Genomic DNA, 25,642 nt, shown 5'->3' with positions numbered 1-25,642 from the left:
CAATGCGAATATTTGTTTACGGCAGTTTACGGCGCAAACAAGGCAACAGCCACTGGATGACCAACGCTCAGTGGCTGGGCGATCACAGCGTGACCGATTATCAACTGTACAGCCTGGGCCACTATCCAGGCGCGGTGCCCGGCGATGGCACAGTACACGGTGAAGTTTATCGGATTGACGCCTCGACGCTGGCCGAACTGGATGCGCTGCGCACCAAAGCGGGCGAATATGCACGTCATCTCATCCAGACGCCCTATGGCAGCGCCTGGATGTACGTCTATCAGCGCCCGGTCGACGGGCTGAAGCTGATAGAAAGCGGCAACTGGTTGGATAAAGATCAGTATTGAATATGACAACAACGCCACCTTCGGGTGGCGTTATTTTTTGGTAAGCCTGATAAGCGCAGCGCCATCAGGCAATAGCGTGCACATTTGTTGGATGGCGGCATTGTCGTATCCGGCCTACAAACAAAAACACCGCCCGAAGGCGGTGTTTTTGTTGGCTCGGGAAGAAATCTTATTTCTTCGCGCGCTCGAAGGAAGCAACGATTTCAGCTTTAGCCGCTTCAGCGTTGTCCCAGCCGTCAACTTTAACCCATTTGCCCGCTTCGAGGTCTTTGTAGTGCTCGAAGAAGTGGGTGATCTGCGCTTTCAGCAGTTCCGGCAGGTCGTTCACATCTTTGATGTGATCGTATTCTTTGCTCAGCTTGGTGTGCGGTACCGCAACCAGTTTCGCATCTTCACCGGATTCGTCGGTCATTTTCAGTACGCCAACCGGACGGCAACGGATCACAGAACCCGGCTGCAGCGGGTACGGGGTCGGGACCAGTACGTCAACCGGGTCACCGTCCAGAGACAGGGTGTGGTTGATGTAACCGTAGTTGCACGGATAGAACATCGCGGTGGACATGAAACGGTCAACGAACAGCGCGCCGCTCTCTTTGTCGACTTCGTATTTGATAGGATCTGCGTTAGCCGGGATTTCGATAACTACGTAGATGTCTTCCGGCAGATCTTTACCCGCAGGGACGTTGAGTAAGCTCATGTCTGTTTCCTTTAGAATGTGTGGCAAACTAGTGCCCGGTATTATAGCCAACTCGCTGCGAAAGTCTTGAGCTGTTTTATCGCGGGCGCCTGCAGACCTGCACTTTTCAGCCCCTTTCGATGACCGAAAAATCCATAAAGTTAGCTGCATACTGAATAAAAACGTGAAACCGTTTACATCGCGGCGAAAAATGACCGCACGGCGTGCAAAATTTCCACAAAAACGATAGCCGTCAATGGGTGCGCAACGCCTACTCCTCCCTGAACTCCTCATTGTACCGTTGCTTAACAACTAATTTACTTTTTTGAAGTGTGATGTAACGCATTCCGTTACATACCCTATTGTCTATAGTTTTTCCGCAGATGAATCTCTGACCAACAATAACCCTACGAGGATACCTCTATGTGGAAGCGCTTACTTCTTGTTACAGCAGTTTCCGCAGCCATGTCGTCTATGGTCATGGCTGCACCCTTAACGGTAGGATTTTCGCAAGTCGGCTCTGAATCCGGCTGGCGCGCGGCGGAAACCAGCGTCGCGAAGCAGGAAGCGGAAAAACGCGGCATCACGCTGAAGATTGCCGACGGCCAGCAAAAACAGGAAAACCAGATTAAAGCCGTCCGCTCGTTCATCGCCCAGGGCGTGGACGCTATCTTTATTGCCCCGGTGGTGGCCACCGGCTGGGAGCCGGTGCTGAAAGAAGCCAAAGAGGCCAAGATCCCGGTATTCCTGCTCGACCGCTCTATCGATGTGAAAGATAAATCGCTTTACATGACCACCGTCACCGCCAATAACGTGCTGGAAGGGCAGCTGATTGGCGAATGGCTGATTAAAACCGTTGATGGCAAACCGTGTAACGTGGTGGAGCTGCAAGGGACGGTGGGTGCGAGCGTGGCGATTGACCGTAAGAAAGGTTTTGCCGATGCGATTTCTAAAGCCTCTAACATCAAGATTATCCGTTCCCAGTCCGGCGACTTTACCCGCAGTAAGGGCAAAGAGGTGATGGAGAGCTTCATCAAGGCGGAGAACAACGGCAAGAATATCTGCATGGTTTACGCGCATAACGACGACATGGTGATTGGGGTGATTCAGGCCATCAAAGAGGCCGGACTGAAGCCGGGCAAAGATATTCTCACCGGCTCGATTGACGGCGTACCGGATATCTACAAAGCGATGATTGCCGGCGAAGCCAACGCCAGCGTCGAGCTGACGCCAAATATGGCCGGCCCGGCGTTTGATGCGCTGGAGAAATTCAAAAAAGACGGCACCCTGCCGGAAAAAGTGACCCTCACCAAGTCCACGCTGTACCTGCCGGATACGGCGAAAGAAGAGTTAGAGAAGAAGAAAAATATGGGGTACTAAGGGATAACCCCCTCTGATGGCGCTTCACATATCGGGCCTGCAAACCGGTAGGCCTGATAAGCGAAGCGCCATCAGGCAATGCAACCATGCTGGATGGCGACGCTGTCGCGCCTTATCCGGCCTACAGGAGCGAGCCCCTCGCCGAGCGGTGCGGGCTGCAAGTCAGGCACAATACGTCCCCTCTCCCCTTGGGGAGAGGGCCAGGATGAGGGAGAGCGCACCATGACCACTGAAACCAACCCGGAAATCCTCCGCACCGAGGGGCTCTGTCAGTACTTTCCCGGCGTCAAAGCGCTGGATAACGTCAACTTCAGCCTGCGGCGCGGTGAAATTATGGCGCTGCTCGGCGAAAACGGTGCGGGCAAATCCACGCTTATCAAAGCGCTGACCGGCGTTTATCACCCCAACGGCGGCAGCATCTGGCTTGAAGGCCAGCAAATTCAGCCGAAAAACACCGCCCATGCCCAGCAGCTGGGTATCGGCACGGTCTACCAGGAAGTGAACCTGCTGCCGAACATGTCGGTGGCGGATAATCTGTTTATTGGCCGTGAGCCGAAGCGATGTGGCTTTCTGCGGCGTAAAGAGATGGAGCGACGCGCCACGGCGCTGATGGCGTCCTACGGTTTTTCCCTCGACGTGCGTGAGCCGCTGAACCGTTTTTCCGTAGCGATGCAGCAGATCGTGGCTATCTGCCGGGCGATCGACCTGTCGGCAAAAGTGCTGATCCTCGATGAACCCACCGCCAGTCTGGATACCAAAGAGGTTGAGATGCTGTTCACCCTGATGCGCCAGCTGCGCGATCGGGGCGTTAGCCTGATCTTCGTCACCCACTTCCTCGATCAGGTGTATGCGGTCAGCGATCGGATCACGGTACTGCGCAACGGATCGTTCGTCGGCTGCCGGGAAACGTGCGAGCTGCCGCAAATTGAACTGGTCAAAATGATGCTCGGCCGTGAGCTGGAGCATCAGGCGCTGCAGCGCGCCGGGCGTACGTTACTGAGCGATAAACCGGTCGCCTCGTTCGAGGGGTACGGCAAAAAAGGCACCATCGCGCCGTTCGATCTGCACGTGAGGCCCGGCGAGATCGTTGGCCTGGCGGGATTGCTCGGATCCGGGCGCACCGAAACCGCGGAGGTGATCTTCGGCATTCATCCCGCCGACAGCGGCCAGGCGATGATCAAAGGAAAACCGCAAACCTTGCGATCGCCGCATCAGGCCTCCTGTCTGGGGATCGGCTTCTGCCCGGAGGATCGCAAAACCGACGGCATTATTGCCGCCGCGTCGGTGCGGGAGAACATCATTCTGGCGCTCCAGGCGCAGCGCGGCTGGCTACGGCCGATTCCGCGTAAAGAGCAAAACGAGATTGCGGCGCGCTTTATCCGCCAGCTGGCGATCCGCACGCCCAGCGCCGAGCAGCCGGTGGAGTTTCTTTCCGGCGGCAATCAGCAGAAGGTGCTGCTGTCGCGCTGGCTGCTGACGCGGCCGCAGTTCCTGATCCTGGATGAACCCACGCGCGGGATCGACGTGGGCGCGCACGCGGAGATTATCCGCCTGATCGAAACCCTTTGTGCGGATGGCCTGGCGCTGCTGGTGATCTCGTCCGAGCTGGAAGAGCTGGTGGGCTACGCCGACCGGGTGATCATCATGCGCGATCGCCAACAGGTGGCGGAGATCCCGCTCGCTGAGCTTTCCGTTCCCGCCATCATGAACGCTATTGCGGCCTAAGGAGTTAACCGTGATGCCCCGAACCGTTCCTCAACCCGCTAAGCCCGAGCGCCGTTTCCACTGGCCACCGGGCATGCCGCAGATTGCGGCGTTAATTCTGGTGCTGCTGGTCGATAGTCTGGTGGCACCGCACTTTTTCCAGGTCACGCTTCAGGACGGCCGCCTGTTCGGTAGCCCGATTGATATTCTCAACCGCGCGGCCCCGGTGGCGCTGCTGGCGATCGGCATGACGCTGGTGATTGCCACCGGCGGTATCGATCTTTCCGTCGGTGCGGTGATGGCCATTGCTGGTGCGACCGCTGCCTCCATGACCGTCGCCGGGCACAGTCTACCGGTTGTGCTGCTGGCGGCGCTGGGTGCCGGCGTGCTGGCGGGGCTGTGGAACGGCATTCTGGTGGCGATCCTTAAAATCCAGCCGTTTGTCGCCACGCTGATCCTGATGGTGGCTGGACGCGGGGTGGCGCAGCTGATCACCTCCGGGCAGATCGTTACCTTCGATTCGCCGTCGCTGGCGTGGATCGGCAGCGGTAAGCTGCTGTTATTTCCGACCCCGGTGATTATCGCGCTGCTTACGCTGGTGATCTTCTGGGTGCTGGTCCGTAAAACCGCGCTCGGGATGTTTATTGAAGCGGTGGGCATCAACATTCGTGCGGCGAAAAACGCCGGTGTGAATACCTGTATTGTGGTGATGCTGGCCTACGTGCTGAGCGGCATTTGCGCGGCGATTGCCGGTACCATCGTGGCGGCGGATATTCGCGGCGCCGATGCCAACAACGCCGGATTGTGGCTGGAGCTGGACGCCATTCTGGCGGTGGTGATCGGCGGCGGCTCGCTGATGGGCGGGCGCTTTAACCTGCTGCTGTCGGTCGTCGGTGCGCTCATTATTCAGGGGATGAACACCGGGATTTTGCTCTCCGGCTTCCCGCCGGAGCTGAATCAGGTGGTCAAAGCGGTGGTGGTGATGTGCGTTCTCATCGTCCAGTCTCCGCGATTTATTCAACTGCTGAAGAGGAGGCCGGGGCCATGATAAAACGTCATTTGCCGCTGATGATCACCCTGGGCGTGTTTGTGCTTGGCTATCTCTACTGCCTGACCCAGTTTCCCGGCTTCGCATCGACGCTGGTCATCTGCAATATTCTGACCGACAACGCTTTTTTGGGCATTGTGGCAGTGGGGATGACCTTTGTGATCCTCTCTGGCGGTATCGATCTTTCCGTGGGTTCGGTGATCGCCTTTACCGGCGTTTTCCTTGCCAAAGCGATTGGCTACTGGGGGCTGTCGCCGCTGGTGGCCTTCCCGCTGGTGCTGGTGATGGGCTGCGCTTTCGGTGCGTTTATGGGCTGGCTGATTGATGCACTGAAGATCCCGGCATTTATTATTACGCTGGCCGGGATGTTCTTCCTGCGCGGCGTCAGCTATCTGGTGTCTGAAGAGTCGATTCCTATCGATCATCCGCTGTACGACACGCTTTCCGGCCTGGCGTGGACGATCCCCGGCGGCGGGCGGCTAAGCGCCATGGGGTTACTGATGTTGTTGATCGTGGTGCTGGGGATATTTCTTGCCCACCGCACGCGCTTTGGCAACCAGGTCTACGCTATTGGTGGTAACGCCACCTCGGCCAATCTGATGGGCATCCCAACCCGCAGCACCATCGTGCGTATTTATATGCTGTCGACGGGGCTGGCAACGCTGGCGGGCATTGTCTTCTCAATTTACACCCAGGCGGGCTACGCGCTGGCGGGCGTGGGGGTTGAGCTCGACGCCATCGCGTCAGTGGTGATTGGCGGCACGCTGCTGAGCGGCGGTGTCGGTACGGTGCTGGGGACGCTGTTCGGGGTGGGGATTCAGGGGCTGATTCAGACCTACATCAACTTCGACGGCACGCTGAGTTCATGGTGGACTAAGATTGCCATCGGGGTTCTGCTGTTTATTTTTATCGCCCTTCAGCGCGGGCTAACGGTGATGTGGGAGAACCGGCAGAATGCCGCAGTAACCCGCGTCGATGTCTCGCTAACAAAGAACTAACATACTGAAACGCTAAAGTTTTTCCGGTAGCAGCCGATACCAATCATTTACGCCAAACAGTACCCCTGCTACCGGACAACACTATGATGCTAAAAACGCTCTCTATCCGTACCGGCCTGCTGTCCCTGCTCGCCGTGATGACCCTCCTGCTGATCCTGGTCAGCGGCATCGGCATTTATGCTCTCACCCAAAGTTCCGCTTCGCTTCAGCGCATCGACCACCTGCAGAGCGAGCAAATGACCCAGCTCAACGAAGGTTACACGCTGCTGCTGCGCGCGCGTAATGAAGCCAGCCAGGCGGTCAGGCTGATGGAAATCGGTATGCTGGATGATGCGGCGAAAGCCGTTAAAGGCCTGGACGGGGAAGTGGCTATGGCGCAGAAGATCATCACCCGCGTGAGTCAGTCATCGATGGACGATGCCGACGGCGCGAAGCTGATGGCTAATGTGGCGAAAAGCTTTGAAATTTATAACGTTCAGGCGATCAAACCGATGCTGACGGCGCTGAATCAGCAAAATGTCGACAGCTATTATGATCTGCTGGAAAAGACCATGATTCCCGTCTCCCGTCAGTTTGATAACGCCGTTCATGCTTTCCAGGACTGGGGCGAATCGCGCGGGCAGCGAGAAGTGGCGGCGGTGCACAGCACGAAAAATCAGGTACTGACGCTGATGATCATCGCTATTGCGCTGACCGCCGGCGTGATGGCGCTGGGCTGGTTCCAGCTGCGTCATCTGCTGCTGAAGCCGCTGGCGGCGGCGATTGGCCAACTGGAGCGCGTGGCCAGCGGCGATTTAACCCCTGCCTCGCTGGAAGCCAGCGGCGCGGAGATTCAACGCCTGAACGTGGCGATTGCCGGTATGCGCGAGTCGATGATGAACTCGGTGCTGCGGGTGCGTGACGCCAGTTCGCAGATTGATGTCGGCAGCCGTGAGCTGACGGCGGGCAACAACCATCTGGCGCAGCGTACGGAATCCACGGCGACTTCGCTGGAGCAAACCGCCGCCAGTATGGAAGAGCTGACCGCCACCGTGAAGCAGAACGCCGACAACGCCGATCAGGCGCATAAACTGGCGCAGGCGGTTTCCGATACCGCCGATCGCGGCAGCGAGATGGTGTGCTATGTCATTGAGAAAATGCAGGATATCACCGGTAGCGCCAAACGTATTGCCGACATCCTCGGCGTGATTGACGGTATTGCCTTCCAGACCAATATTCTGGCGCTGAACGCTTCGGTAGAAGCGGCCCGCGCCGGTGAGCAGGGGCGTGGTTTTGCCGTTGTTGCAGGGGAAGTGCGGAACCTCGCCAGCCGCAGCGCCGATGCGGCAAAAGAGATTCGCCAGTTGATTGCCGACTCGCAGACTCACGTGAACGAAGGCAGCGACCTGGCGCAGCAGGCCGGGGAAACCATGGACGAGATTGCCGGTGAGGTCATGCGCATGACGAAGTTGATGCGCGAAATCGCCAGCGCTTCGCAGGAGCAGAGCCGCGGCATCGAGCAGGTCAATATTGCGGTGAGCCAGATGGATGAAACCGCGCAGCAGAACGCGGCGCTGGTACAGCAGTCTTCTGCGGCAACCCGCTCGCTGGAAGAACAGTCGCAGGCGCTGACGGCGGCAATGGCGTCGTTCAGGTTGCAGGTGTCTTAATCAGGTTTCCGATATTGTAGGCCGGATAAGGCGTTTACGCCGCCATCCGGCTATATCACCGCATCGTGCCGGACGACGCTTCGCTTATCCGGCCTACATCACCCTGTAGGCCGGGATGCTGCGATTACGCGTCCGGGTACTCACGAATCAAACGCTCAACGTCTTCAACCATATGGTCGTTGCCGACGAAGAACGAACGGCGCTGGTGCAGACTTTCCGGCTGAATATCCAGAATGCGTTCTTTACCGTCGCTGGCCTTACCGCCGGCCTGTTCCGCCAGGAATGCCATCGGGTTGCACTCGTACAGCAGGCGTAGTTTCCCTTCCGGGTGGCTGGCGGTGCTTGGGTACAGGTAGATGCCGCCTTTCAGCAGGTTACGGTGGAAGTCGGCGACCAGAGAGCCGATATAGCGGGAGGTATACGGACGCTGCGTGGCTTTATCTTCTTCCTGGCAGAATTTGATGTATTTCTTCACGCCGTTAGGGAATTTGATGTAGTTCCCTTCGTTGATGGAGTAGGTGCTGCCGCGCTGCGGGAAGCGCATGCGCTCCTGACACAGGCAGAACACGCCCAGCGACGGGTCATAGGTGAAGGCATGCACGCCGCAGCCGGTGGTGTACACCAGCATGGTTGAGGAGCCATAAACCACATAGCCAGCGGCGACCTGGCGGTTACCCGGCTGCAGGAAGTCTTCTTCGGTAACCGGGGTGCCCACCGGGGTCACGCGGCGGTAGATAGAGAAGATGGTACCGACAGAGACGTTAACGTCGATGTTAGATGAGCCATCCAGTGGGTCCATCAGGACCACGTATTTTGCGTGCTCACAGCCGTCAAAGACGACGATTTCGTCTTCTTCTTCGGAGGCGATACCGGCGACGATATCACGTGCACGCAGCGCTGCTTTCAGTTTCTCGTTCGCGAACAGATCGAGCTTTTGTTGTACTTCTCCCTGTACGTTTTCAGCGCCGCTGGCACCCAGGATATCGACCAGACCGGCCTTGTTGATATCGCGGTGGATGATCTTGGCACCTAACTTTATTGCCGACAGCAAAGCAGTGAGCTCACCGGTAGCATGAGAGAACTCGTGCTGCTTCTCGACAATAAATTCACCTAACGTTTTCATAACACTTTCCCTGACAGTGGATGTTGAGTAAAACGGCTGCAACAATACTAACAAAGAATAAAAAAAAATCGCACAGGTGAATCGCGCCAGCAAACTACGGAATATCCTGAAATGCATTTCTCTGCCGGCAAACATATGGGTAAAATGCGGGGCAGATAAAAAAAGGATAGTGACGTATGCGCATTCATATTTTGGGTATTTGTGGCACCTTCATGGGCGGTCTGGCGATGCTGGCACGTTCGCTGGGTCACGAAGTCACGGGTTCGGATGCCAATGTGTATCCCCCGATGAGCACGCTGCTTGAAAAGCAAGGCATTGATTTAATTCAGGGCTATGACGCCAGCCAGCTTGATCCGCAGCCTGACCTGGTCATCATTGGCAACGCCATGACGCGCGGTAACCCGTGCGTGGAAGCGGTGCTGGAGAAGAACATTCCGTACATGTCCGGGCCGCAGTGGCTGCACGATTTCGTGCTGCGCGATCGCTGGGTCGTGGCCGTTGCCGGTACCCACGGTAAAACTACCACCGCCGGGATGGCGACCTGGATCCTCGAAGAGTGCGGCTATAAGCCGGGCTTTGTTATCGGCGGCGTGCCGGGCAACTTTGAGGTTTCCGCGCGTCTGGGCGACAGCCCGTTCTTCGTGATTGAAGCCGATGAATACGACTGCGCGTTCTTCGATAAGCGTTCTAAATTCGTGCATTATTGCCCGCGTACGCTGATCCTCAACAACCTTGAGTTCGATCACGCGGACATCTTCGACGATCTGAAAGCTATCCAGAAACAGTTCCACCATCTGGTGCGCATCGTTCCGGGCCAGGGCCGCATTATCCTGCCGGAAAACGACGCGAACCTGAAGCAGGTGATGGCGATGGGCTGCTGGAGCGAACAGGAGCTGGTGGGCGAACAGGGCCACTGGCAGGCGAAGAAACTCAATACCGACGCCTCCGAGTGGGAAGTGCTGCTCGACGGTGAAAAAGTCGGCGAAGTGAAGTGGGGCCTGGTGGGTGAACACAACATGCATAACGGGCTGATGGCGATTGCCGCCGCGCGTCATGTGGGTGTGACCCCGGCCGATGCGGCCAACGCGCTGGGTAGCTTTATTAACGCCCGCCGCCGTCTGGAGCTGCGCGGTGAAGCTAACGGCGTTTGCGTTTACGACGACTTCGCACATCACCCAACGGCTATCCTCGCGACGCTGCAAGCGCTGCGCGGTAAAGTCGGCGGTACGGCGAAAATTATTGCCGTGCTGGAGCCACGCTCGAACACCATGAAAATGGGCGTCTGCAAAGACGACCTGGCGCCATCGCTGGGCCGCGCGGACGAAGTCTTCCTGCTGCAGCCGCAGCATATCCCGTGGCAGGTGGCGGAAGTGGCAGAGGCCTGCGTGCAGCCAGCGCACTGGAGCGCCGACGTGGATACGCTGGCGGATATGATCGTCAAAAGCGCCGAGCCAGGCGACCATATTCTGGTGATGAGTAACGGCGGCTTCGGCGGCATTCATCAGAAGCTGCTCGACGGGCTGGCGAAGAAAGCGCAGCAGGAGTAATTCGCTGATGTTGCGCTGAGCGGGTTTTCTCCCCTCACCCGAACCCTCTCCCCACGGGGGAGAGGGGACCGATCGAGCCGCTAGCACGGTCGGTTTTCTCCCTCGCCATGCGGGCAGAAGGCCCGGCCGGTTTTCTCCCTCGCCCGTTTGGGGAGAGGGCCGGAGTGAGGGGGCTCGCTCGATCCAGCCCTTTCCCCGGAATCCCAAAAAATGCTAACCGCTCAAAAAATTACCTCAACCGACTCCGTTTTCTTCCCCCCACTGGACACCCTATACACCCACGCCTTTCCCTGGCACGAACAGCGCGAACTCCCCGCCAAACAGCGCGCCCTCAACTCGCCGCACTACGCACTGGAAGCGTGGTTCGACGGTGAGCAGTTTATTGGCATGAGCGGATGCTGGACGTTTGACGGCTACGTCTACATTGAACATCTGGCGGTTGACAGCAGCCTACGCTCTCAGGGCTACGGCAAACGTCTGCTAGGGCAGATCCTCGAACGTGCGCCGAAAACGATTCTGGAAATTGACCCGTTGACCACCGACATTGCCCACAAGCGCCTGCGTTTTTATGAGGGCATGGGGTTCTTCGCTAACCCGTGGCCGCATACGCATCCGACCTATCACGCCGGTATCGCCGATCACGAATTAATTGTGCTGAGCTACCCGCAGCCGATTGATGAGGTGCAGTACCAGCGCTTCAACAGCGATTTACGTGATGTCGTCATGGGCCGGTAGGCCTGATAAGCGAAGCGCCATCAGGCGATGCAAGCGCAGATTGCCGGATGGCGGCGTAAACGCCTTATCCGGCCTACAGTCTGCGCCAACGTTAGCGAATGGCAAAAAAATACCCTCACGAAGAGGGCATTTTACGGAAGCTTAATCCTGGTGTTCCGATAGCTCGCGCAGATACTGGAAAATCTGGCGGGAAGATTTCGGCGGCTTGTTGCCAGCCTTTTCTTTCCTGGCGTTGCGTACCAGCGAACGCAGCTGCTGACGGTCGGCGTCAGGCCACAGGTTCATGACTTCTTCGATGGCTTCATCGCTGCCATCAACCATACGGTCACGCAGTTGCTCCAGCTTATGGAAAACAACAACCTGCTGGTTGTGGCGGTTTTTCAGCTTATCCAGCGCCTGGCGGAACGGCTCAACGTCGCGCTGGCGCAACATTTTACCAATCAGCTGCAGCTGGCGGCGACGGCCTTCCATTTTAATACGCTGCGCCAGCTCAATGGCGGCGCGCAGGTCGGCGTCCAGTGGGATCTTGTCCAGGGCGTTCTTCCCGAGATCCACCAGTTCCGCACCAAGCTTCTTCAGCTCTTCGGCGTCACGTTTAATTTCACTCTTGCTGACCCAGATAATTTCATCATCTTCGTCCTCGATATCATCACCGGGGACTTCGTCGAGCCAGTCTTCGGGCTGCTTTGTCATTTCAGGCTCCTTAAAAAAGAGGCTAATACTAACAGCTTGAGCGCATACTGAGAAAGGGTTCTCTGTTAGACTTCATTTAACTTTACCTCAGATTATGGCTTAGACGATGAAAGTGATCACACAAGTTGCGGAACAACGTATTGCGCTGGAAAAAGCAGTCTCCACGGCATTAGAGCTGGCGGCAGGTCAATCGGACGGCGCAGAAGTCGCGGTCAGCAAGACCACCGGTATCAGCGTCAGCACGCGCTACGGTGAAGTCGAAAACGTCGAATTCAACAGCGACGGCGCGTTGGGGATCACCGTTTATCACCAGAATCGTAAAGGCAGCGCGTCCTCTACCGACCTGAGCCCGGACGCCATTGCCCGTACCGTGCAGGCGGCGCTGGATATTGCGCGCTACACGTCGCCGGACCCGTGTGCGGGCGTGGCAGATAAAGAGCTGCTGGCCTTTGATGCGCCGGATCTCGACCTGTTCCACCCGGCGGAAGTCACCCCGGATGAGGCTATCGAACTGGCCGCACGCGCCGAGCAGGCTTCGCTAAAAGCGGACAAACGCATTACGAATACCGAGGGCGGCAGCTTCAACAGCCACTACGGCATTAAGGTGTTCGGCAACAGCCACGGCATGCTGCAAAGCTACAGCTCCACCCGCCACTCGCTGTCGAGCTGCGTGATTGCCGAAGCCAACGGCGACATGGAACGCGATTACGCCTACACCATCGGCCGTGCGCTGGGCGACCTGCAAACGCCGGAGTGGGTAGGGGAAGAGTGCGCGCGCCGCACCCTGTCTCGCCTGGAACCACGTAAACTTTCCACCATGCAGGCGCCGGTTATCTTCGCTAATGAAGTCGCGACCGGGCTGTTTGGTCACCTGGTGGGCGCCATCGCCGGCGGCTCGGTGTACCGCAAATCCACCTTCCTGCTCGATTCCCTCGGCAAGCAAATTCTGCCGGAGTGGCTGACTATTGAAGAGCACCCGCATCTGCTGAAAGGGCTGGCCTCCACGCCGTTCGACAGCGAAGGCGTGCGCACCGAGCGTCGCGATATTATTAAAGACGGCATCCTCACCCAGTGGCTGCTGACCAACTACTCCGCGCGTAAGCTGGGCCTGAAGAGCACCGGCCACGCGGGCGGCATCCACAACTGGCGTATCAAGGGGCGCGGCCTGAGTTTTGAAAAGTTGCTTAAAGAGATGGGCACGGGTCTTGTCGTCACAGAACTGATGGGGCAGGGTGTTAGCGGCATCACCGGCGACTATTCACGCGGTGCATCCGGCTTCTGGGTTGAAAACGGCGAGATTCAGTATCCGGTGAGTGAAATCACCATCGCTGGCAACCTGAAAGACATGTGGCGCAATATGGTCACCATCGCCGACGATATTGAGACACGCAGTAATATTCAATGTGGTTCCGTACTGTTACCGGAGATGAAAATCGCCGGGCAGTAATCACGTGCCGGGCGCATCCTGCAGCGCCCGCTTACTTAAATAATAAAAAGGAAGTGAGCAATGCGTAAAAAACTGGTAGCGATGCTGGCGGTCTCCGCGCTGGCGCTGGGTTCGGCGTCGGCGTTTGCCGATCTGGGCGAAGATATGGACACCCTGGCGGAAAATCTGCAGATCGTGCAGAAGTCCACCGACGCCGGTGAGCTGAAAGCGGCGCTGACCAAGATGCGCACCGCAGCAGAAGATGCCAAAAAAGAGACCCCGCCGAAGCTGGAAGGCAAAGCGGCTGACAGCGCTGAAATGAAAGACTATCGCCACGGTCTGGATACCCTGATTGGTCAGATTGACGGGGCTTTGAAGCTGGCGAACGAGGGCAAAGTGAAAGAAGCTCAGGCCGCCGCGGAAGATTTCAAAACCACCCGCAACGAGAACCACAAGAAGTTCCGCTAATCCTTTCTCCGGAAGGTATCGCCCGATACCTTCCGTCTTTCTCTGCCGCAAAACTTCACCGATATCACACTTTTCACCTTCGTTTTACCATGCACTTTTCCAATGACCTTGTCCCACAGACGTGACATTCATCACGCGAATATATCGAAATCGTTATTTTCGTGGTGAATGTGTGAATCCGATCACTCAAGCCGTCTACCTTTCCACTTCGAAGTGGAAAACAACTCGCTACAAACTCCCACCCCCCGGCGTTAGGTTTATCCCCAGAGACATTAGCGGGGTAACACGAGTGAATAACGGAGCGGTAATACACGACGCAGGGGAGCAGGCGCTACAGACCGAACGGCTGGCCGACAAAATGTTGCAGCAGGTGTTCGCACTGTTACGCCGCCGCGACATCACCCCTAACGACGTGCAGGAGCAAATGCTGACCTCCCACGTGCGGGCCATGGCCCACCGGTCCATCAGCGGCGAGCCGCTGCCGGAAGTGGATGCCAGCCTGTTTGAAGAGATTTCTGACGATTCAATGATGCTTGCCCGTGAAGTGGTCGCGGAGTTCGGCAACCTGCCTGATGAAGAGGCGTGGCTGCTTTCCGTTCACTTCGAAGTAGCAAAAGACAACCTGTAAGGAGCAATAAATGGAACAGATCACCGTAGTCATTGGCGACCGCCTGGGTAAAGGACAAAAAGTGGCAGCTGGCGCGGAAAAAGCCGGTGCTCGTGCAGTTGTAGTACCGGGCGTAGCCGCCGACATGAAGCTGGGCGACATGATGAAGGCCGAGAACGCCACTTTCGGCATCTCCTTCTGCGGCAGCGGCGGCGCGGGCGCTATTACCGCACAGACTAAGTACGGCTACAAAGCAAAATACGGCATGCGTTCGGTGGAAGAAGGCGTGACGGCCATCAACGAAGGCTGCAACGTGCTGGGCTTCGGCTTTATGGACAAAGAAGAGCTGGGCGAACGCCTGGTAGAGGCCTGGAAGAAGAAGTACGGCGCTTGATATGAAAGAGCAATTCACCACCACGGTGAGGGTCACGGGCAAAGGCGAGAGCAAAACACGGGCGTTCGCCGATGCCCTGAACCACGTGCAGGCAGCGGTGATGAAAACATCATCGCGCATCCTACTGCGTATTGAGCCACAGGATGTGGCGGTTGTTCATGCGCGCGAAGCGGTACGAAAAGAGGCATTTTTATTCTTCTTTTTACGCCGTGAACGACGAGCGTACAGCGTGGAGCTGGACGTTACCGTCAACGTGACCGCCATCGACATCGATAAAGTGGATTTCGTCACGCAAACCTGATTTTTACCAAAGGGTCAGACTATGTTCCTGATAATTTTAATAAAATCGCTCATTATCGGCGGCCTGGTTGGCGTCGGCGTGGGCGCCGGAGCGGCACGCATGTTTCATGCGCCCACCACGCAGGGGATGGGGGCGTTTCGTACGTTGGGCGAGCTGAACTCCTGTGAAGGCGATCCTGCTTCCCACTTCTCCTTTGGCCTCGGTTTCTTCTTTAACGCCTGGGCTTCTTCCGTTGCAGCAGGTTCTTTCACCCAGGACGTTGACCACCGCATTATCCCGAACTGGGGCGCGGCGGCGCTGATGATTAAGAATCGCAACGTCGGCGAGACGCTGCATGATCCGCGAAAAATGGCGATTGCCTGCGGCATCATCGGCATGATTGTGGTGGCCTTCCTCAACCTGACCGCCTCTTCCGTACCGCAGGCGCTGCAGGTGACGGCAGTTAAAGTACTGGTTCCGGCAGCCAACCTGCTGGTGAACACCGTGATGCCGGTTATTTTCTGGCTGGCGGCGATCGATGCGGGCAAAAAATCCGGCTTCTGGGCCACCATCTTCGGCGGCGCGGCGCAGCTGATTATGGGCAACGCCGTACCGGGCCTGGTGCTGGGTATTCTGATTGGTAAAGGCGTTGAAGAGAGCGGCTGGCACCGCGTGACCAAAGCGATGATGGGCGCCATCGTTGCGCTGTTCGTCCTGAGCGCCTTCTTCCGCGGTTTCGACATGAAGATGATTGAATCCTTCCACCTGACCGTACCGAACTGGCTGGATCTGATCCACAGCTCAATCAGCGGTAAATAACAGGAGCCTGATATGGAACAGAATAAAGGTTTTTGGTATGCCGACTGGTCGTTCCCGATCTTCGTTGGCCTGCTCTCTTCCGGCGTGTTTGCCGGGACGCACATGTACTACCTCTACGGCATTGGCGCCTTCAACGAAGTGGCCTTCGTGGCGATGCTGAAGGCCGGGATTGATACCGGGGCTTACGGCGCGGTGGCGGCGTTCGGCGCGAGCTTCCTGTTCGCCCGTATCATCGAAGGTTCGCTGGTGGGGATCCTTGATATCGGCGGCGCGATTCAAACGGGTGTCGGCCTTGGCGTCCCGGCGCTGCTGCTGGGCGCGGGCATCATGTTCCCGGTGACCAACTTTATCGCCTCCCTGATTACCGGGCTGGTGATTGGTCTGGCGATTGGCTACATCATCATCCTGGCGCGTAAGTTCACCATTAACCAGAGCGACTCCACCTACGGGGCCGACGTGATGATGGGCGCGGGTAACGCCTCCGGCCGCTTCCTTGGCCCGTTGATTATCCTCAGCGCCATGACCGCTTCGATTCCTATCGGTATCGGTTCGCTGGTGGGCGCGCTGCTGTTCTACATTTGGCAGAAGCCGATCACCGGCGGTGCGATCCTCGGGGCGATGATCCTCGGCTCCATCTTCCCGGTAGCGATTAGCTAAGTTTTGCGGTAGGCCGGATAAGGCGTAGCCGCCATCCGGCAACGCTGCCTGATGGCGCTGCGCTTATCAGGCCTACACGCCCCCCATTCCAACAGGAGAGAGATATGTTTGATTTACTCCTGCGCCGTGCGCGCCTCGTCGACGATACCCTGACTGATATCGCCATTCTGGACGGGAAAATCGCGGCGCTGGGCGAGATTAGCGCGCCTGCCCGTAAAACCGTGGTGCTGGACGGCAAATATTACGTCAGCGCCGGCTGGATTGACTCCCACGTCCACTGTTATCCGAATTCCCCGATTTATCACGACGAGCCGGACAGCGTGGGTATCGCCACCGGGGTCACCACGGTGATCGATGCGGGCAGCACCGGCGCCGACGACGTTGATGACTTTTATCAGCTGACCCGCAAAGCGGCGACCGATGTTTATGCGCTGCTCAATATTTCCCGCGTCGGGCTGATTGCCCAGAACGAACTGGCCAATATGGCCAATATCGATGCCGAAGCGGTGAAGCAAGCGGTAGCGCGCCACCCGGACTTTATCGTGGGTTTGAAAGCGCGCATGAGCAGCAGCGTGGTCGGCGAAAACGGTATTACGCCGCTGGAGCGGGGTAAAGCGATTCAGAAAGAAAACGGCGACCTGCCGCTGATGGTGCATATTGGCAACAATCCGCCAAACCTCGACGAGATTGCCGAACTGCTGAGTTCGGGCGACATCATTACCCACTGCTACAACGGCAAACCTAACCGCATTCTGACGCCGGAAGGTGAACTGCGCAGTTCTATCGTTCGGGCGCTGAAGCGCGGCGTGCATCTGGACGTCGGTCACGGCACCGCCAGCTTCAGCTTTGAAGTGGCCCGCCGGGCGATTGCGATGGGTATTTTGCCGCACACCATCAGCTCTGATATCTACTGCCGTAACCGCATCGACGGCCCGGTGCGCTCGCTGGCGCTGGTGATGTCAAAATTCCTCGCTATCGGTATGTCGCTACCGCAGGTGATTGACTGTGTGACCACTCACGCCGCCGACGGCCTTCGCCTGACGCACAAAGGGCGGCTGGCGGTTGGCTATGATGCGGACCTCACGCTGTTTACCCTCGCGCAGACGCCCACGGTGCTGGTGGATGCCGAAAAAGAGAGCCTACAGGCTAACAAGATTCTGCTGCCGCTTGCCGCGATTCGCGCGGGCAAGGGCTATTTGACCGAACAAGGGAGCGCGGAAAATGCCTTCGATTTTTGAAAAATACGATTTAAAACAAGTGATTAATACTTCAGGCCGCATGACGGCGCTCGGGGTGTCTACCCCGCGCCCGGAAGTGGTTGAAGCGGCGATGGCCGGGATGAACCAGTACTTTGAGATGAAAGATCTGGTCAATAAAACCGGTGCTTATATCGCGAAGCTGCTGGGTGTAGAAGGGGCGACGGTGGTGTCTTGTGCGTCCGCCGGTATCGCACAATCCGTGGCGGCGGTGCTGGTAAAAGACAGCGATTGGCTGCTGGAAAATTTGCACGTGACGCCGATTGAGAACAACGAAATTGTGCTGCCGAAGGGGCATAACGTGAACTTCGGCGCGCCGGTGGGAACGATGGTGGCGCTGGGCGGCGGCAAGCTGGTCGAAGCGGGCTATGCCAATGAGTGTTCTGCCGACCAACTGGCGGCAGCCATCACCCCGCGTACCGCGGCTATTCTGTACATCAAATCTCACCACTGCGTGCAGAAAAGCATGCTTAACGTCGCGCAGGCCGCGGCGGTCGCGCGCAGCCATAATGTGCCGCTGATTGTGGATGCGGCGGCGGAAGAGGATCTGCACGCCTACTACCAGGCGGGCGCTGACCTGGTTATCTACAGCGGTGCGAAGGCGATTGAAGGGCCGACCAGCGGGCTGGTGATTGGCAAAACCCAGTACGTCGAGTGGGTAAAACGTCAGTCGATGGGCATCGGCCGCGCCATGAAGGTGGGCAAAGAGGGCATTCTGGGCCTGACCTGTGCCATTGAACATTACCTGACGGCGACTAAAGAGAGCGGTGCTGAAATGGTGGCGAAGATGACGCCGTTTATCGCGCAGCTCAACACGCTTAACGGCGTGACCGCGCGCGTCGTCTGGGACAGCGCCGGGCGAGATATCGCGCGCGCAGAAATTAAATTTGATGAGGCGACGACCGGCGTGAATACCGGCGCGTTGGTCAACGCGCTGAAGCAGGGCGAATACGCTATCTATTTCCGCGGCTACAAGGCGAATGAAGGCATTATTGAAGCCGATGTTCGCAGCGTGGATGCCCAGCAGCTGGAGATTGTGGCTCGCCGTATTGCCGAAGTGTTGAACAAGGAGAATAACGCATGAAACTGACCCCAAACTTTTACCGTGACCGCGTCTGCCTGAACGTTCTGGCGGGTAGCAAACAGAACGCTAGCGAGATTTATGAAGCGGCGGAAGGTCATGTGCTGGTGGGCGTGCTCTCCAAAAACTATCCGGACATCGCCAGCGCGGTGGCTGATATGCGTGAATACGCAAAACGGATTGATAACGCACTGTCTGTAGGTCTGGGCGCAGGCGACCCGAACCAGTCGGCGATGGTCAGCGAAATTTCCCGTCAGGTGCAGCCGCAGCACGTTAACCAGGTCTTCACCGGCGTGGCAACCAGTCGCGCGCTGCTGGGACAGAGCGAGACCGTGGTCAACGGCCTGGTGTCGCCAACCGGTACTGTCGGCATGGTTAAAATCTCCACCGGCCCGCTCTCCAGCAACGCGCCGGACGGCATTGTGCCGCTGGAAACCGCCATTGCCCTGCTGAAGGATATGGGCGGCAGCTCAATCAAATACTTCCCGATGGGCGGCCTGAAACACCGCGACGAATTTATTGCCGTGGCCGAAGCCTGCGCGCGGCATGACTTCTGGCTGGAACCTACCGGCGGGATCGATCTGGAAAACTACGGTGAAATCCTGAAAATTGCGCTGGATGCTGGGGTAAGCAAAATTATCCCCCATATCTATAGTTCGATTATTGATAAGGCGAGCGGCAATACCCGCCCGGCGGATGTGCGTCAGCTGCTGGATATGACGAAACAGCTTGTTAAGTAGTGCGATTAACCCCCTCACCCCGGCCCTCTCCCCATAGGGGAGAGGGAGAAAAACTACCGTGCCTTTTGCGCCTCTCGTGCGTAAACGCACCGAACGGTCCCCTCGCCCCTCAGGGGAGAGGGTTAGGGTGAGGGGGAAAACCCCCACCGAACCATCAAGGAGTCACCATGCCAACCGCTCGTCACCTGCTTGTTGCTTCACTCTCTCTGCTTGCCGCCAGCGCCGCCGCGCAGACCCAGTACGCTTGGGTGGGCACCTACAACCCCAACGGCGAAGGTCTGTATCGTTTTACCGTCGATGGAAAAACCGGCGAGCTGCGCGATAAAGCGCTCGTTAGTTCGCTACCGAACGTTGCGCAGCTGACCGTCAGCCAGGATGGCAAAACGCTTTACGCCGCCAGCGAGGTGGAAAAAGGCGTGGTGCAGGCGTGGCGCATTGCCGCGAACGGCGAGCTAAGCAGCCTGAATCAGGTGGCTTCCGGCGGCGCGGGCCCGGTTTATCTTTCGCTTACGCCAAATGGCCGTCATCTTCTGGTGGCAAACTATGTCAGCGGCTCGATTGCCGTCCTGCCGGTGAAAGAGGACGGTAGCCTTGGCGAGGCGGTGGATGTGCATCAGGATCAAGGTCCTGCGGGGGCTGCGCGCCCAGCGGCGGCCGTCGAAGGTAGCTTTGCTATCAGCGATCATAACGGCCCGCATGCGCATATGGTGGCCGCCGATCCGAGCGGGCGGTTTGTTTACTCCACCGATCTGGGGTTGGATCGTCTCTACCAATACCGCATGGACAGCGCCAGCGGCAAGCTCACGCCGAACGATCCGCCGTTTATCGCCGCCTCTTCCGCCGGGGCCGGTCCGCGGCACTTCGTCTTTACGCCTGCGGGTGATGGACTCTGGTTGATTAACGAAGAGGCTTCCACGCTGACTTTCTATCACCTTGATAAACAAAGCGGGGTGCTGCGTGAAGGTAAAACGATCTCGGCATTGCCGAAAGCGTACAAAGGCACCAGCTTTGCTGCGGGCCTGGTGCTGAGCCCGGACGGTAAGCAGCTCTACGTGGCTAACCGTCTGCATAACAGCATCGCTCACTTTAGCGTGATGGCCGATGGCAGCCTGACGCATCAAGAGGATATCTGGACGCGCGGGGACTATCCGCGAACGCTAACGCTTGATAAACAAGGACATTGGCTATACGTCATGAATCAGCGTAGTGATAATATTACCCGTTTTAGCGTCGCGCCGAAGGACGGCCGGCTGACGTTTTTACCGGACTATACCCCGGTAGGCAGCCCATCGCAGATGGTGATTTCTGCTCAACCTTAAGCCATAACATCAAGGAACCGACATGCGATTTCCCAATCAACGTTTAGCGCAACTCTTCACTCTGCTGCAAAACGAAACGCTGCCCCAGGACGAACTGGCGCAGCGGCTGTCGGTTTCAACCCGCACCGTGCGCGCCGATATTACGGCGCTCAACGCGCTTTTGCATCAGTACGGCGCACAGTTCGTTCTCGCGCGCGGCAGCGGTTATCAGCTGAAAATTGACGACCCTTCGCGCTATCAGGCGCTGGAAGCATCGGCGCCTAAGCCGCTGCTGCATATACCCCGCACCGTCCAGGATCGCGTGCATTTTCTGCTGGTACGCTTTTTGACCTCAGCGTTCTCCATTAAGCTGGAAGACCTGGCCGATGAGTGGTTCGTCAGCCGGGCAACGCTACAAAATGACATGGTCGACGTTCGTGAGCGCCTCGCGCGTTATCAGCTTACGCTGGAGACGCGCCCGCGCCATGGGATGAAGCTGTTCGGTAGCGAAGTGTCGATTCGTGCCTGCCTGACCGATTTACTGTGGGAGCTGAGCCAGCAAGGGGCGTTAAACCCGGTGGTTCACGAAGGCGTATTTGATGCGAGCGTTCCCACGCTGCTGGAAGGCGTGCTGCAGGAGGTATTACCTCGCCATCATGTTCGCGTAACCGATGAAGGCGAGCGCTTTATCTGTCTGTACGGCGCCGTGGCGGTACGTCGGGTGAGTGAAGGTTTTCCGTTGGCGGATTTCAGCGCGGAAGAGGTCGCGCAGAACGTGCGCGATGCTGCCCATGAGGTTGCCCTCGCCCTGCAGCAGCTGGCGGGAAAGCCCTTTTCGTCGGCGGAAGAAGCCTGGCTCTGCGTGCATCTTGCCGCTCGCCAGGTGCAGGACGTCGACCCGGAAACCATCAGCGCGGACGACGACGAAGCGCTGGTGAATTACATCCTGCGCTACATTAACCAGCAGTATAACTACAACCTGCTGGACGATGCCCAACTGCACGCTGACCTGCTCACCCATATCAAGACGATGATCACCCGCGTGCGCTATCAGATAATGATCCCCAATCCGCTGCTCGATAATATTAAGCAGCACTACCCGATGGCGTGGGATATGACGCTGGCGGCGGTATCGAGCTGGGGAAAATATACGCCGTATACCATCAGCGAAAACGAAATCGGTTTTCTGGTGCTGCACATCGGCGTAGGGCTTGAGCGCCATTACAACATTGGCTATCAGCGCCAGCCAAAGGTGCTGCTGGTATGTGATGCGGGTAATGCGATGGCGCGTATGATCGAGGCTATTTTGCAGCGCAAATACCCGCAGGTGGAAATTGCTGCCACGCTCTCCCAGCGCGATTACGAACAGCGGGAGACCATCGCCGAAGACTTTGTCATCTCGACGGTGCGTATCAGTGAAAAAGACAAACCGATTGTGACGATTGCCCCGTTCCCAACCGACTATCAGCTGGAACAAATTGGCAAGCTGGTGCTGGTGGATCGGACGCGTCCGTTTATGCTGAATAAGTACTTTGACGCTGCGCATTTCCGGGTCATCGACGGGCCGCTCGACCAGCAAAGCCTGTTTGCCGAGCTGTGTCAGCAGCTGCAGCAGGAAGGATTTGTTGATGCGGAGTTTTATGACTCGGTGGTGGAGCGTGAAGCGATAGTCAGCACGATGCTTGGCGACGGCATTGCGTTACCGCACGCGCTGGGTCTGCTCGCGAAAAAGACCGTGGTCTACACCGTCATTGCGCCTGACGGTATTGCCTGGGGCGATGAAACCGCCCACATCATTTTCCTGCTGGCGATCAGTAAAAGCGAGTATGAAGAGGCGATGGCGATTTACGATATTTTCGTCACCTTCCTGCGCGAGCGCGCCATGGCCCGGCTGTCGGCCACCCGCAGTTTTGATGAGTTTAAAACGGTGGCGATGGAGTGCGTCAGCCGGTTTTAAACGGCTGACGAAAGCGATTAGCGCAGGTGGTGCACCACCTGATTACTGCTGCCGCGCCAGATCAGCGACGGGTCTTTTAAATCCTGCACAAACTTACCGTCAACCAGCACGTTGATAAGGTCGACGATCTCCCTCTGTGCGGCATCGAGTTCGTCAATCTTATAGCCGGTCCAGACCCAGATATCTTTGCCGGGGCATTCGGCGCGGATGCGCTGAACCAGCTGGAGAATTTCCGGCACGTTCTGCGGATGCAGCGGGTCGCCGCCGGAGAGCGAAATCCCCTGACGCTTGACGCGGGTGTCGTTGAGGTCGGCGATAATGCGGTCGGCCATTTCGGTCGTAAACGGCTGGCCGGAGTTCACCCGCCAGGTGCTCTTGTTGTAGCAGCCGGGGCATTCGTGCACGCAGCCGGAAACAAACAGCGTGCAGCGCGTGCCGGGGCCGTTGACGATATCAACCGGGTAATATTGATGGAAGTTCATTTTCGCGTTCCAGATTTTCGGCCAGCATACGGCCGTACAGCGAGCGGTAAAACGGTCCCCTCTCCCCTGTGGGGAGAGGGTTAGGGTGAGGGGATAACCGCTCGGCCTTAACCGAGCTGCCCGTTACCCAGGTGCTTAACGCGGCGCTTAACTTCTTCCTGCTTACCGGCGTTGAACGGACGCGCGTCCGGGCTGCCGAGGTAACCGCACACGCGGCGGGTAACGGAGACGCGGGCGGCGTCGTGGTTACCGCATTTCGGGCAGGTGAAGCCTTTGCTGGTGCACTCGAACTCACCGGTAAAGCCGCACTCGTAGCATTCGTCGATCGGCGTGTTGGTGCCGTAGTACGGCACGTGCTGATAGCTGTAATCCCACACGTCTTCCAGCGCCTTCAGGTTGTGTTGGATGTTCGGGTACTCGCCGTAGCAAATGAAGCCGCCGTTGGCCAGCGGTGGGTATGGTGCTTCGAAGTCGATCTTGTCGTACGGGTTAACCTTTTTCTCCACGTCGAGGTGGAAGCTGTTGGTGTAGTAGCCTTTATCCGTCACGCCTTCCACCACGCCAAATTCTGCGGTGTCGAGACGGCAGAAGCGGTCGCAGAGGTTTTCGCTCGGCGTGCTGTACAGGCTGAAGCCGTAGCCGGTTTCGTCTTTCCACTGGTCAACTGCATCGCGCAGACGCTGAACAATCGCCACGCCTTTCTCACGCAGCATTTCGCTGTCGTACATATGCTGATTGCCGAACAGCGCGTTGATGGTTTCGTGGATGCCGATATAACCCAGCGAAATAGATGCGCGGCCGTTTTTGAAGATTTCGGATACGTCGTCGTCGGCTTTCAGGCGCACGCCGCACGCCCCTTCCATGTACAGGATTGGCGCCACGCGGGCTTTCACCCCTTCCAGACGCGCAATGCGGGTCATCAGCGCTTTACGCGCCAGCACCAGGCGCTCGTCCAGCAGCGCCCAGAATGCCGCTTCGTCACCTTTGGCTTCCAGCGCGATGCGCGGTAGGTTCAGGCTGATCACGCCCAGGTTGTTACGCCCGTCGTGTACCTGTTCGCCGTTCTCGTTTTCCCACACGCCGAGGAAGCTGCGGCAGCCCATCGGGGTTTTAAACGAACCGGTGACTTTAACCACCTGATCGTAGTTGAGAATATCCGGGTACATGCGCTTGCTTGCGCACTCCAGCGCCAGCTGTTTAATGTCGTAGTTGGCATCGCCAGGCTTGTGGTTCAGGCCGTCGCGGATCGCGAAGACCAGCTTCGGGAACACCGCAGTTTTGCGATTTTTGCCGAGGCCCGCGATGCGGTTACGCAGAATGGACTGCTGAATCAGGCGCGATTCCCAACTGGTGCCGAGGCCGAAACCGAAAGTCACGAACGGCGTCTGGCCGTTGGCGGTATGCAGCGTGTTAACTTCATACTCCAGTGACTGGAAGGCGTCGTAGCACTCTTTCTCGGTGCGGGTACGCGCATACTCTTCGGCGTTTGGAATCTGCCATTCGTCGGCAATTTTGCGGTGTTTGTTGAAGCTTTCGGTCACGAACGGCGCCAGCACTTCATCAATACGGTTAATGGTGGTACCGCCGTAAATGTGGCTGGCAACCTGCGCGATGATTTGTGCGGTAACCGCCGTAGCGGTCGAGATGGATTTCGGCGGCTCGATTTCCGCGTTACCCATTTTGAAGCCCAGCGTCAGCATGCCTTTCAGATCGATCAACATGCAGTTGAACATCGGGAAGAACGGCGAGTAGTCGAGGTCGTGATAGTGAATCACGCCGCGCTCGTGCGCCATCACCACGTCATGCGGCAGCAGGTGCTGGCGGGCGTAGTGCTTGGCGACGATACCGGCCAGCAGATCGCGCTGGGTCGGGATGACTTTACTGTCTTTGTTGGCGTTTTCGTTGAGCAGCGCCGAGTTGGTCTGCTCGACCAGACCACGAATTTCCTGGTTCAGGCGGCCGCGCTTCTCGCGCTGGCTATCGCGGTCGTGGCGGTATTCGATATAGGAACGAGCCAGCTGTTTGTACGGCCCGGACATCAGCTGGTTCTCAACGGCGGTCTGGATTTCGTTGATATCAACCTGCGCCTGGCCCTGCATTTGTTGGCTTACGATTGCTGCGACGGTGGCGCAATAATCTGCGTCATCGACTCCCGCTGCTTTAGCTGCACGCAGAATTGCTTCTTTGATGCGCTCTGATTTGAACGGCACTTTACAGCCATCTCGTTTCATCACATGCGGTGTCATGATCACTCCATTATTTATAAGAACAGGTTAT

24 protein-coding genes and 1 pseudogene are annotated in these 25,642 nt (G+C 57.6%); 20 read left to right on the top strand and 5 right to left on the bottom strand.

The features are described 5' to 3' along the window. Positions 1-2: 2 nt before the first annotated feature. Positions 3-347: a gamma-glutamylcyclotransferase family protein gene (locus H7R76_RS21005; protein WP_064546942.1), complete on the top strand. Its 345-nt coding sequence runs from the start codon at positions 3-5 to the stop codon at positions 345-347. A gap of 169 nt (positions 348-516) precedes the next feature. On the opposite strand, the gene ppa is transcribed toward H7R76_RS21005, so the two are convergent. Further along, positions 517-1,044: an inorganic diphosphatase gene (gene ppa, locus H7R76_RS21000; protein WP_004109025.1), complete on the bottom strand. Its 528-nt coding sequence runs from the start codon at positions 1,042-1,044 to the stop codon at positions 517-519. A gap of 402 nt (positions 1,045-1,446) precedes the next feature. Between ppa and ytfQ the strand changes: the two genes are divergently transcribed. The 5 genes and pseudogenes from ytfQ (at position 1,447) to H7R76_RS20975 (ending at position 7,802) form a co-directional block, all read left to right on the top strand. Then, positions 1,447-2,403, top strand: a complete 957-nt coding sequence (gene ytfQ / locus H7R76_RS20995) for a galactofuranose ABC transporter, galactofuranose-binding protein YtfQ (protein ID WP_182966384.1) — start codon at positions 1,447-1,449, stop codon at positions 2,401-2,403. A 222-nt stretch (positions 2,404-2,625) separates the two neighbouring features. After that, positions 2,626-4,128 carry a galactofuranose ABC transporter, ATP-binding protein YtfR gene (gene ytfR / locus H7R76_RS20990; protein WP_182966382.1) on the top strand — a complete coding sequence of 501 codons (1,503 nt, stop codon included), beginning with the start codon at positions 2,626-2,628 and terminating at the stop codon, positions 4,126-4,128. A 13-nt stretch (positions 4,129-4,141) separates the two neighbouring features. Further along, positions 4,142-5,162: pseudogene (ytfT, locus tag H7R76_RS20985) on the top strand (galactofuranose ABC transporter, ATP-binding protein YtfT); the annotation flags it as partial. After that, entirely contained in the window at positions 5,152-6,153 is a 1,002-nt protein-coding gene (yjfF, locus tag H7R76_RS20980) for a galactofuranose ABC transporter, permease protein YjfF (RefSeq protein ID WP_182966380.1), read from the top strand. The pseudogene ytfT and the gene yjfF, both read left to right, overlap by 11 nt. A gap of 86 nt (positions 6,154-6,239) precedes the next feature. Next, positions 6,240-7,802, top strand: a complete 1,563-nt coding sequence (locus H7R76_RS20975; protein WP_106927624.1) for a methyl-accepting chemotaxis protein — start codon at positions 6,240-6,242, stop codon at positions 7,800-7,802. 124 nt (positions 7,803-7,926) lie between these two features. Here the strand turns inward: H7R76_RS20975 and fbp are convergent, their stop codons facing one another. After that, complete coding sequence (gene fbp, locus H7R76_RS20970; RefSeq protein ID WP_106927555.1) at positions 7,927-8,925, bottom strand: class 1 fructose-bisphosphatase; 999 nt, start codon at positions 8,923-8,925, stop codon at positions 7,927-7,929. A 176-nt stretch (positions 8,926-9,101) separates the two neighbouring features. Between fbp and mpl the strand changes: the two genes are divergently transcribed. Further along, positions 9,102-10,472, top strand: coding sequence for a UDP-N-acetylmuramate:L-alanyl-gamma-D-glutamyl-meso-diaminopimelate ligase (gene mpl / locus H7R76_RS20965; protein ID WP_106927557.1), 1,371 nt, complete (start codon positions 9,102-9,104; stop codon positions 10,470-10,472). A gap of 210 nt (positions 10,473-10,682) precedes the next feature. Beyond that, positions 10,683-11,207 (top strand): GNAT family N-acetyltransferase, encoded by a 525-nt coding sequence (locus tag H7R76_RS20960; RefSeq protein ID WP_182929576.1) that lies wholly within the window; start codon positions 10,683-10,685, stop codon positions 11,205-11,207. A 141-nt stretch (positions 11,208-11,348) separates the two neighbouring features. On the opposite strand, the gene yjgA is transcribed toward H7R76_RS20960, so the two are convergent. Further along, positions 11,349-11,900, bottom strand: a complete 552-nt coding sequence (yjgA, locus tag H7R76_RS20955) for a ribosome biogenesis factor YjgA (protein ID WP_182929575.1) — start codon at positions 11,898-11,900, stop codon at positions 11,349-11,351. Positions 11,901-12,006: 106 nt separating this feature from the next. Here yjgA and pmbA point away from each other — a divergent pair, with 106 nt between their 5' ends. From pmbA to H7R76_RS20895, 12 genes are all read left to right on the top strand, one after another. Beyond that, positions 12,007-13,347 (top strand): metalloprotease PmbA, encoded by a 1,341-nt coding sequence (pmbA, locus tag H7R76_RS20950; RefSeq protein ID WP_182929574.1) that lies wholly within the window; start codon positions 12,007-12,009, stop codon positions 13,345-13,347. 60 nt (positions 13,348-13,407) lie between these two features. Continuing rightward, a complete protein-coding gene (gene cybC, locus H7R76_RS20945; protein ID WP_106927565.1) occupies positions 13,408-13,794 on the top strand; it encodes a cytochrome b562 in 387 nt (128 codons plus the stop codon). A 289-nt stretch (positions 13,795-14,083) separates the two neighbouring features. Continuing rightward, positions 14,084-14,422 (top strand): glycine dehydrogenase, encoded by a 339-nt coding sequence (locus H7R76_RS20940; protein ID WP_182929573.1) that lies wholly within the window; start codon positions 14,084-14,086, stop codon positions 14,420-14,422. Between the two features lie 10 nt (positions 14,423-14,432). Continuing rightward, positions 14,433-14,795: an SFCGS family glycine-rich protein gene (locus tag H7R76_RS20935; RefSeq protein WP_004206501.1), complete on the top strand. Its 363-nt coding sequence runs from the start codon at positions 14,433-14,435 to the stop codon at positions 14,793-14,795. A 1-nt stretch (position 14,796) separates the two neighbouring features. Continuing rightward, positions 14,797-15,096 carry a DUF4312 family protein gene (locus H7R76_RS20930; RefSeq protein ID WP_106927568.1) on the top strand — a complete coding sequence of 100 codons (300 nt, stop codon included), beginning with the start codon at positions 14,797-14,799 and terminating at the stop codon, positions 15,094-15,096. A gap of 21 nt (positions 15,097-15,117) precedes the next feature. Beyond that, on the top strand, positions 15,118-15,894 hold the full coding sequence (locus H7R76_RS20925; protein ID WP_182966378.1) for a DUF4311 domain-containing protein: 777 nt from the start codon (positions 15,118-15,120) through the stop codon (positions 15,892-15,894). 12 nt (positions 15,895-15,906) lie between these two features. Next, the gene (locus H7R76_RS20920; RefSeq protein ID WP_065358444.1) at positions 15,907-16,551 is read left to right on the top strand and encodes a DUF4310 family protein; all 645 of its coding nucleotides are present in this window, start codon (positions 15,907-15,909) and stop codon (positions 16,549-16,551) included. 104 nt (positions 16,552-16,655) lie between these two features. Further along, positions 16,656-17,789: an amidohydrolase/deacetylase family metallohydrolase gene (locus H7R76_RS20915; RefSeq protein ID WP_182966376.1), complete on the top strand. Its 1,134-nt coding sequence runs from the start codon at positions 16,656-16,658 to the stop codon at positions 17,787-17,789. Next, entirely contained in the window at positions 17,773-18,891 is a 1,119-nt protein-coding gene (locus H7R76_RS20910; RefSeq protein WP_182929570.1) for a DgaE family pyridoxal phosphate-dependent ammonia lyase, read from the top strand. The genes H7R76_RS20915 and H7R76_RS20910 overlap by 17 nt, the downstream gene beginning before the upstream one ends. After that, positions 18,888-19,628 (top strand): 2-dehydro-3-deoxy-phosphogluconate aldolase, encoded by a 741-nt coding sequence (dagF, locus tag H7R76_RS20905; protein ID WP_106927574.1) that lies wholly within the window; start codon positions 18,888-18,890, stop codon positions 19,626-19,628. The genes H7R76_RS20910 and dagF overlap by 4 nt, the downstream gene beginning before the upstream one ends. A 167-nt stretch (positions 19,629-19,795) precedes the next feature. Then, on the top strand, positions 19,796-20,947 hold the full coding sequence (locus tag H7R76_RS20900) for a lactonase family protein (RefSeq protein ID WP_106927576.1): 1,152 nt from the start codon (positions 19,796-19,798) through the stop codon (positions 20,945-20,947). Between the two features lie 22 nt (positions 20,948-20,969). Next, on the top strand, positions 20,970-22,883 hold the full coding sequence (locus H7R76_RS20895; RefSeq protein WP_182966374.1) for a BglG family transcription antiterminator: 1,914 nt from the start codon (positions 20,970-20,972) through the stop codon (positions 22,881-22,883). A gap of 17 nt (positions 22,884-22,900) precedes the next feature. On the opposite strand, the gene nrdG is transcribed toward H7R76_RS20895, so the two are convergent. Next, positions 22,901-23,365, bottom strand: coding sequence for an anaerobic ribonucleoside-triphosphate reductase-activating protein (gene nrdG, locus H7R76_RS20890; RefSeq protein WP_182966372.1), 465 nt, complete (start codon positions 23,363-23,365; stop codon positions 22,901-22,903). 107 nt (positions 23,366-23,472) lie between these two features. After that, complete coding sequence (gene nrdD, locus H7R76_RS20885; protein ID WP_182928407.1) at positions 23,473-25,611, bottom strand: anaerobic ribonucleoside-triphosphate reductase; 2,139 nt, start codon at positions 25,609-25,611, stop codon at positions 23,473-23,475. Positions 25,612-25,642 lie beyond the last annotated feature (31 nt).

Source organism: Klebsiella sp. WP8-S18-ESBL-06, from assembly GCF_014169755.1.
Lineage (GTDB): Bacteria > Pseudomonadota > Gammaproteobacteria > Enterobacterales > Enterobacteriaceae > Kluyvera > Kluyvera ascorbata_B.
The sequence above is the reverse complement of the archived record's forward strand: the minus strand, read 5'-3'. Positions and strand labels throughout refer to the sequence as shown.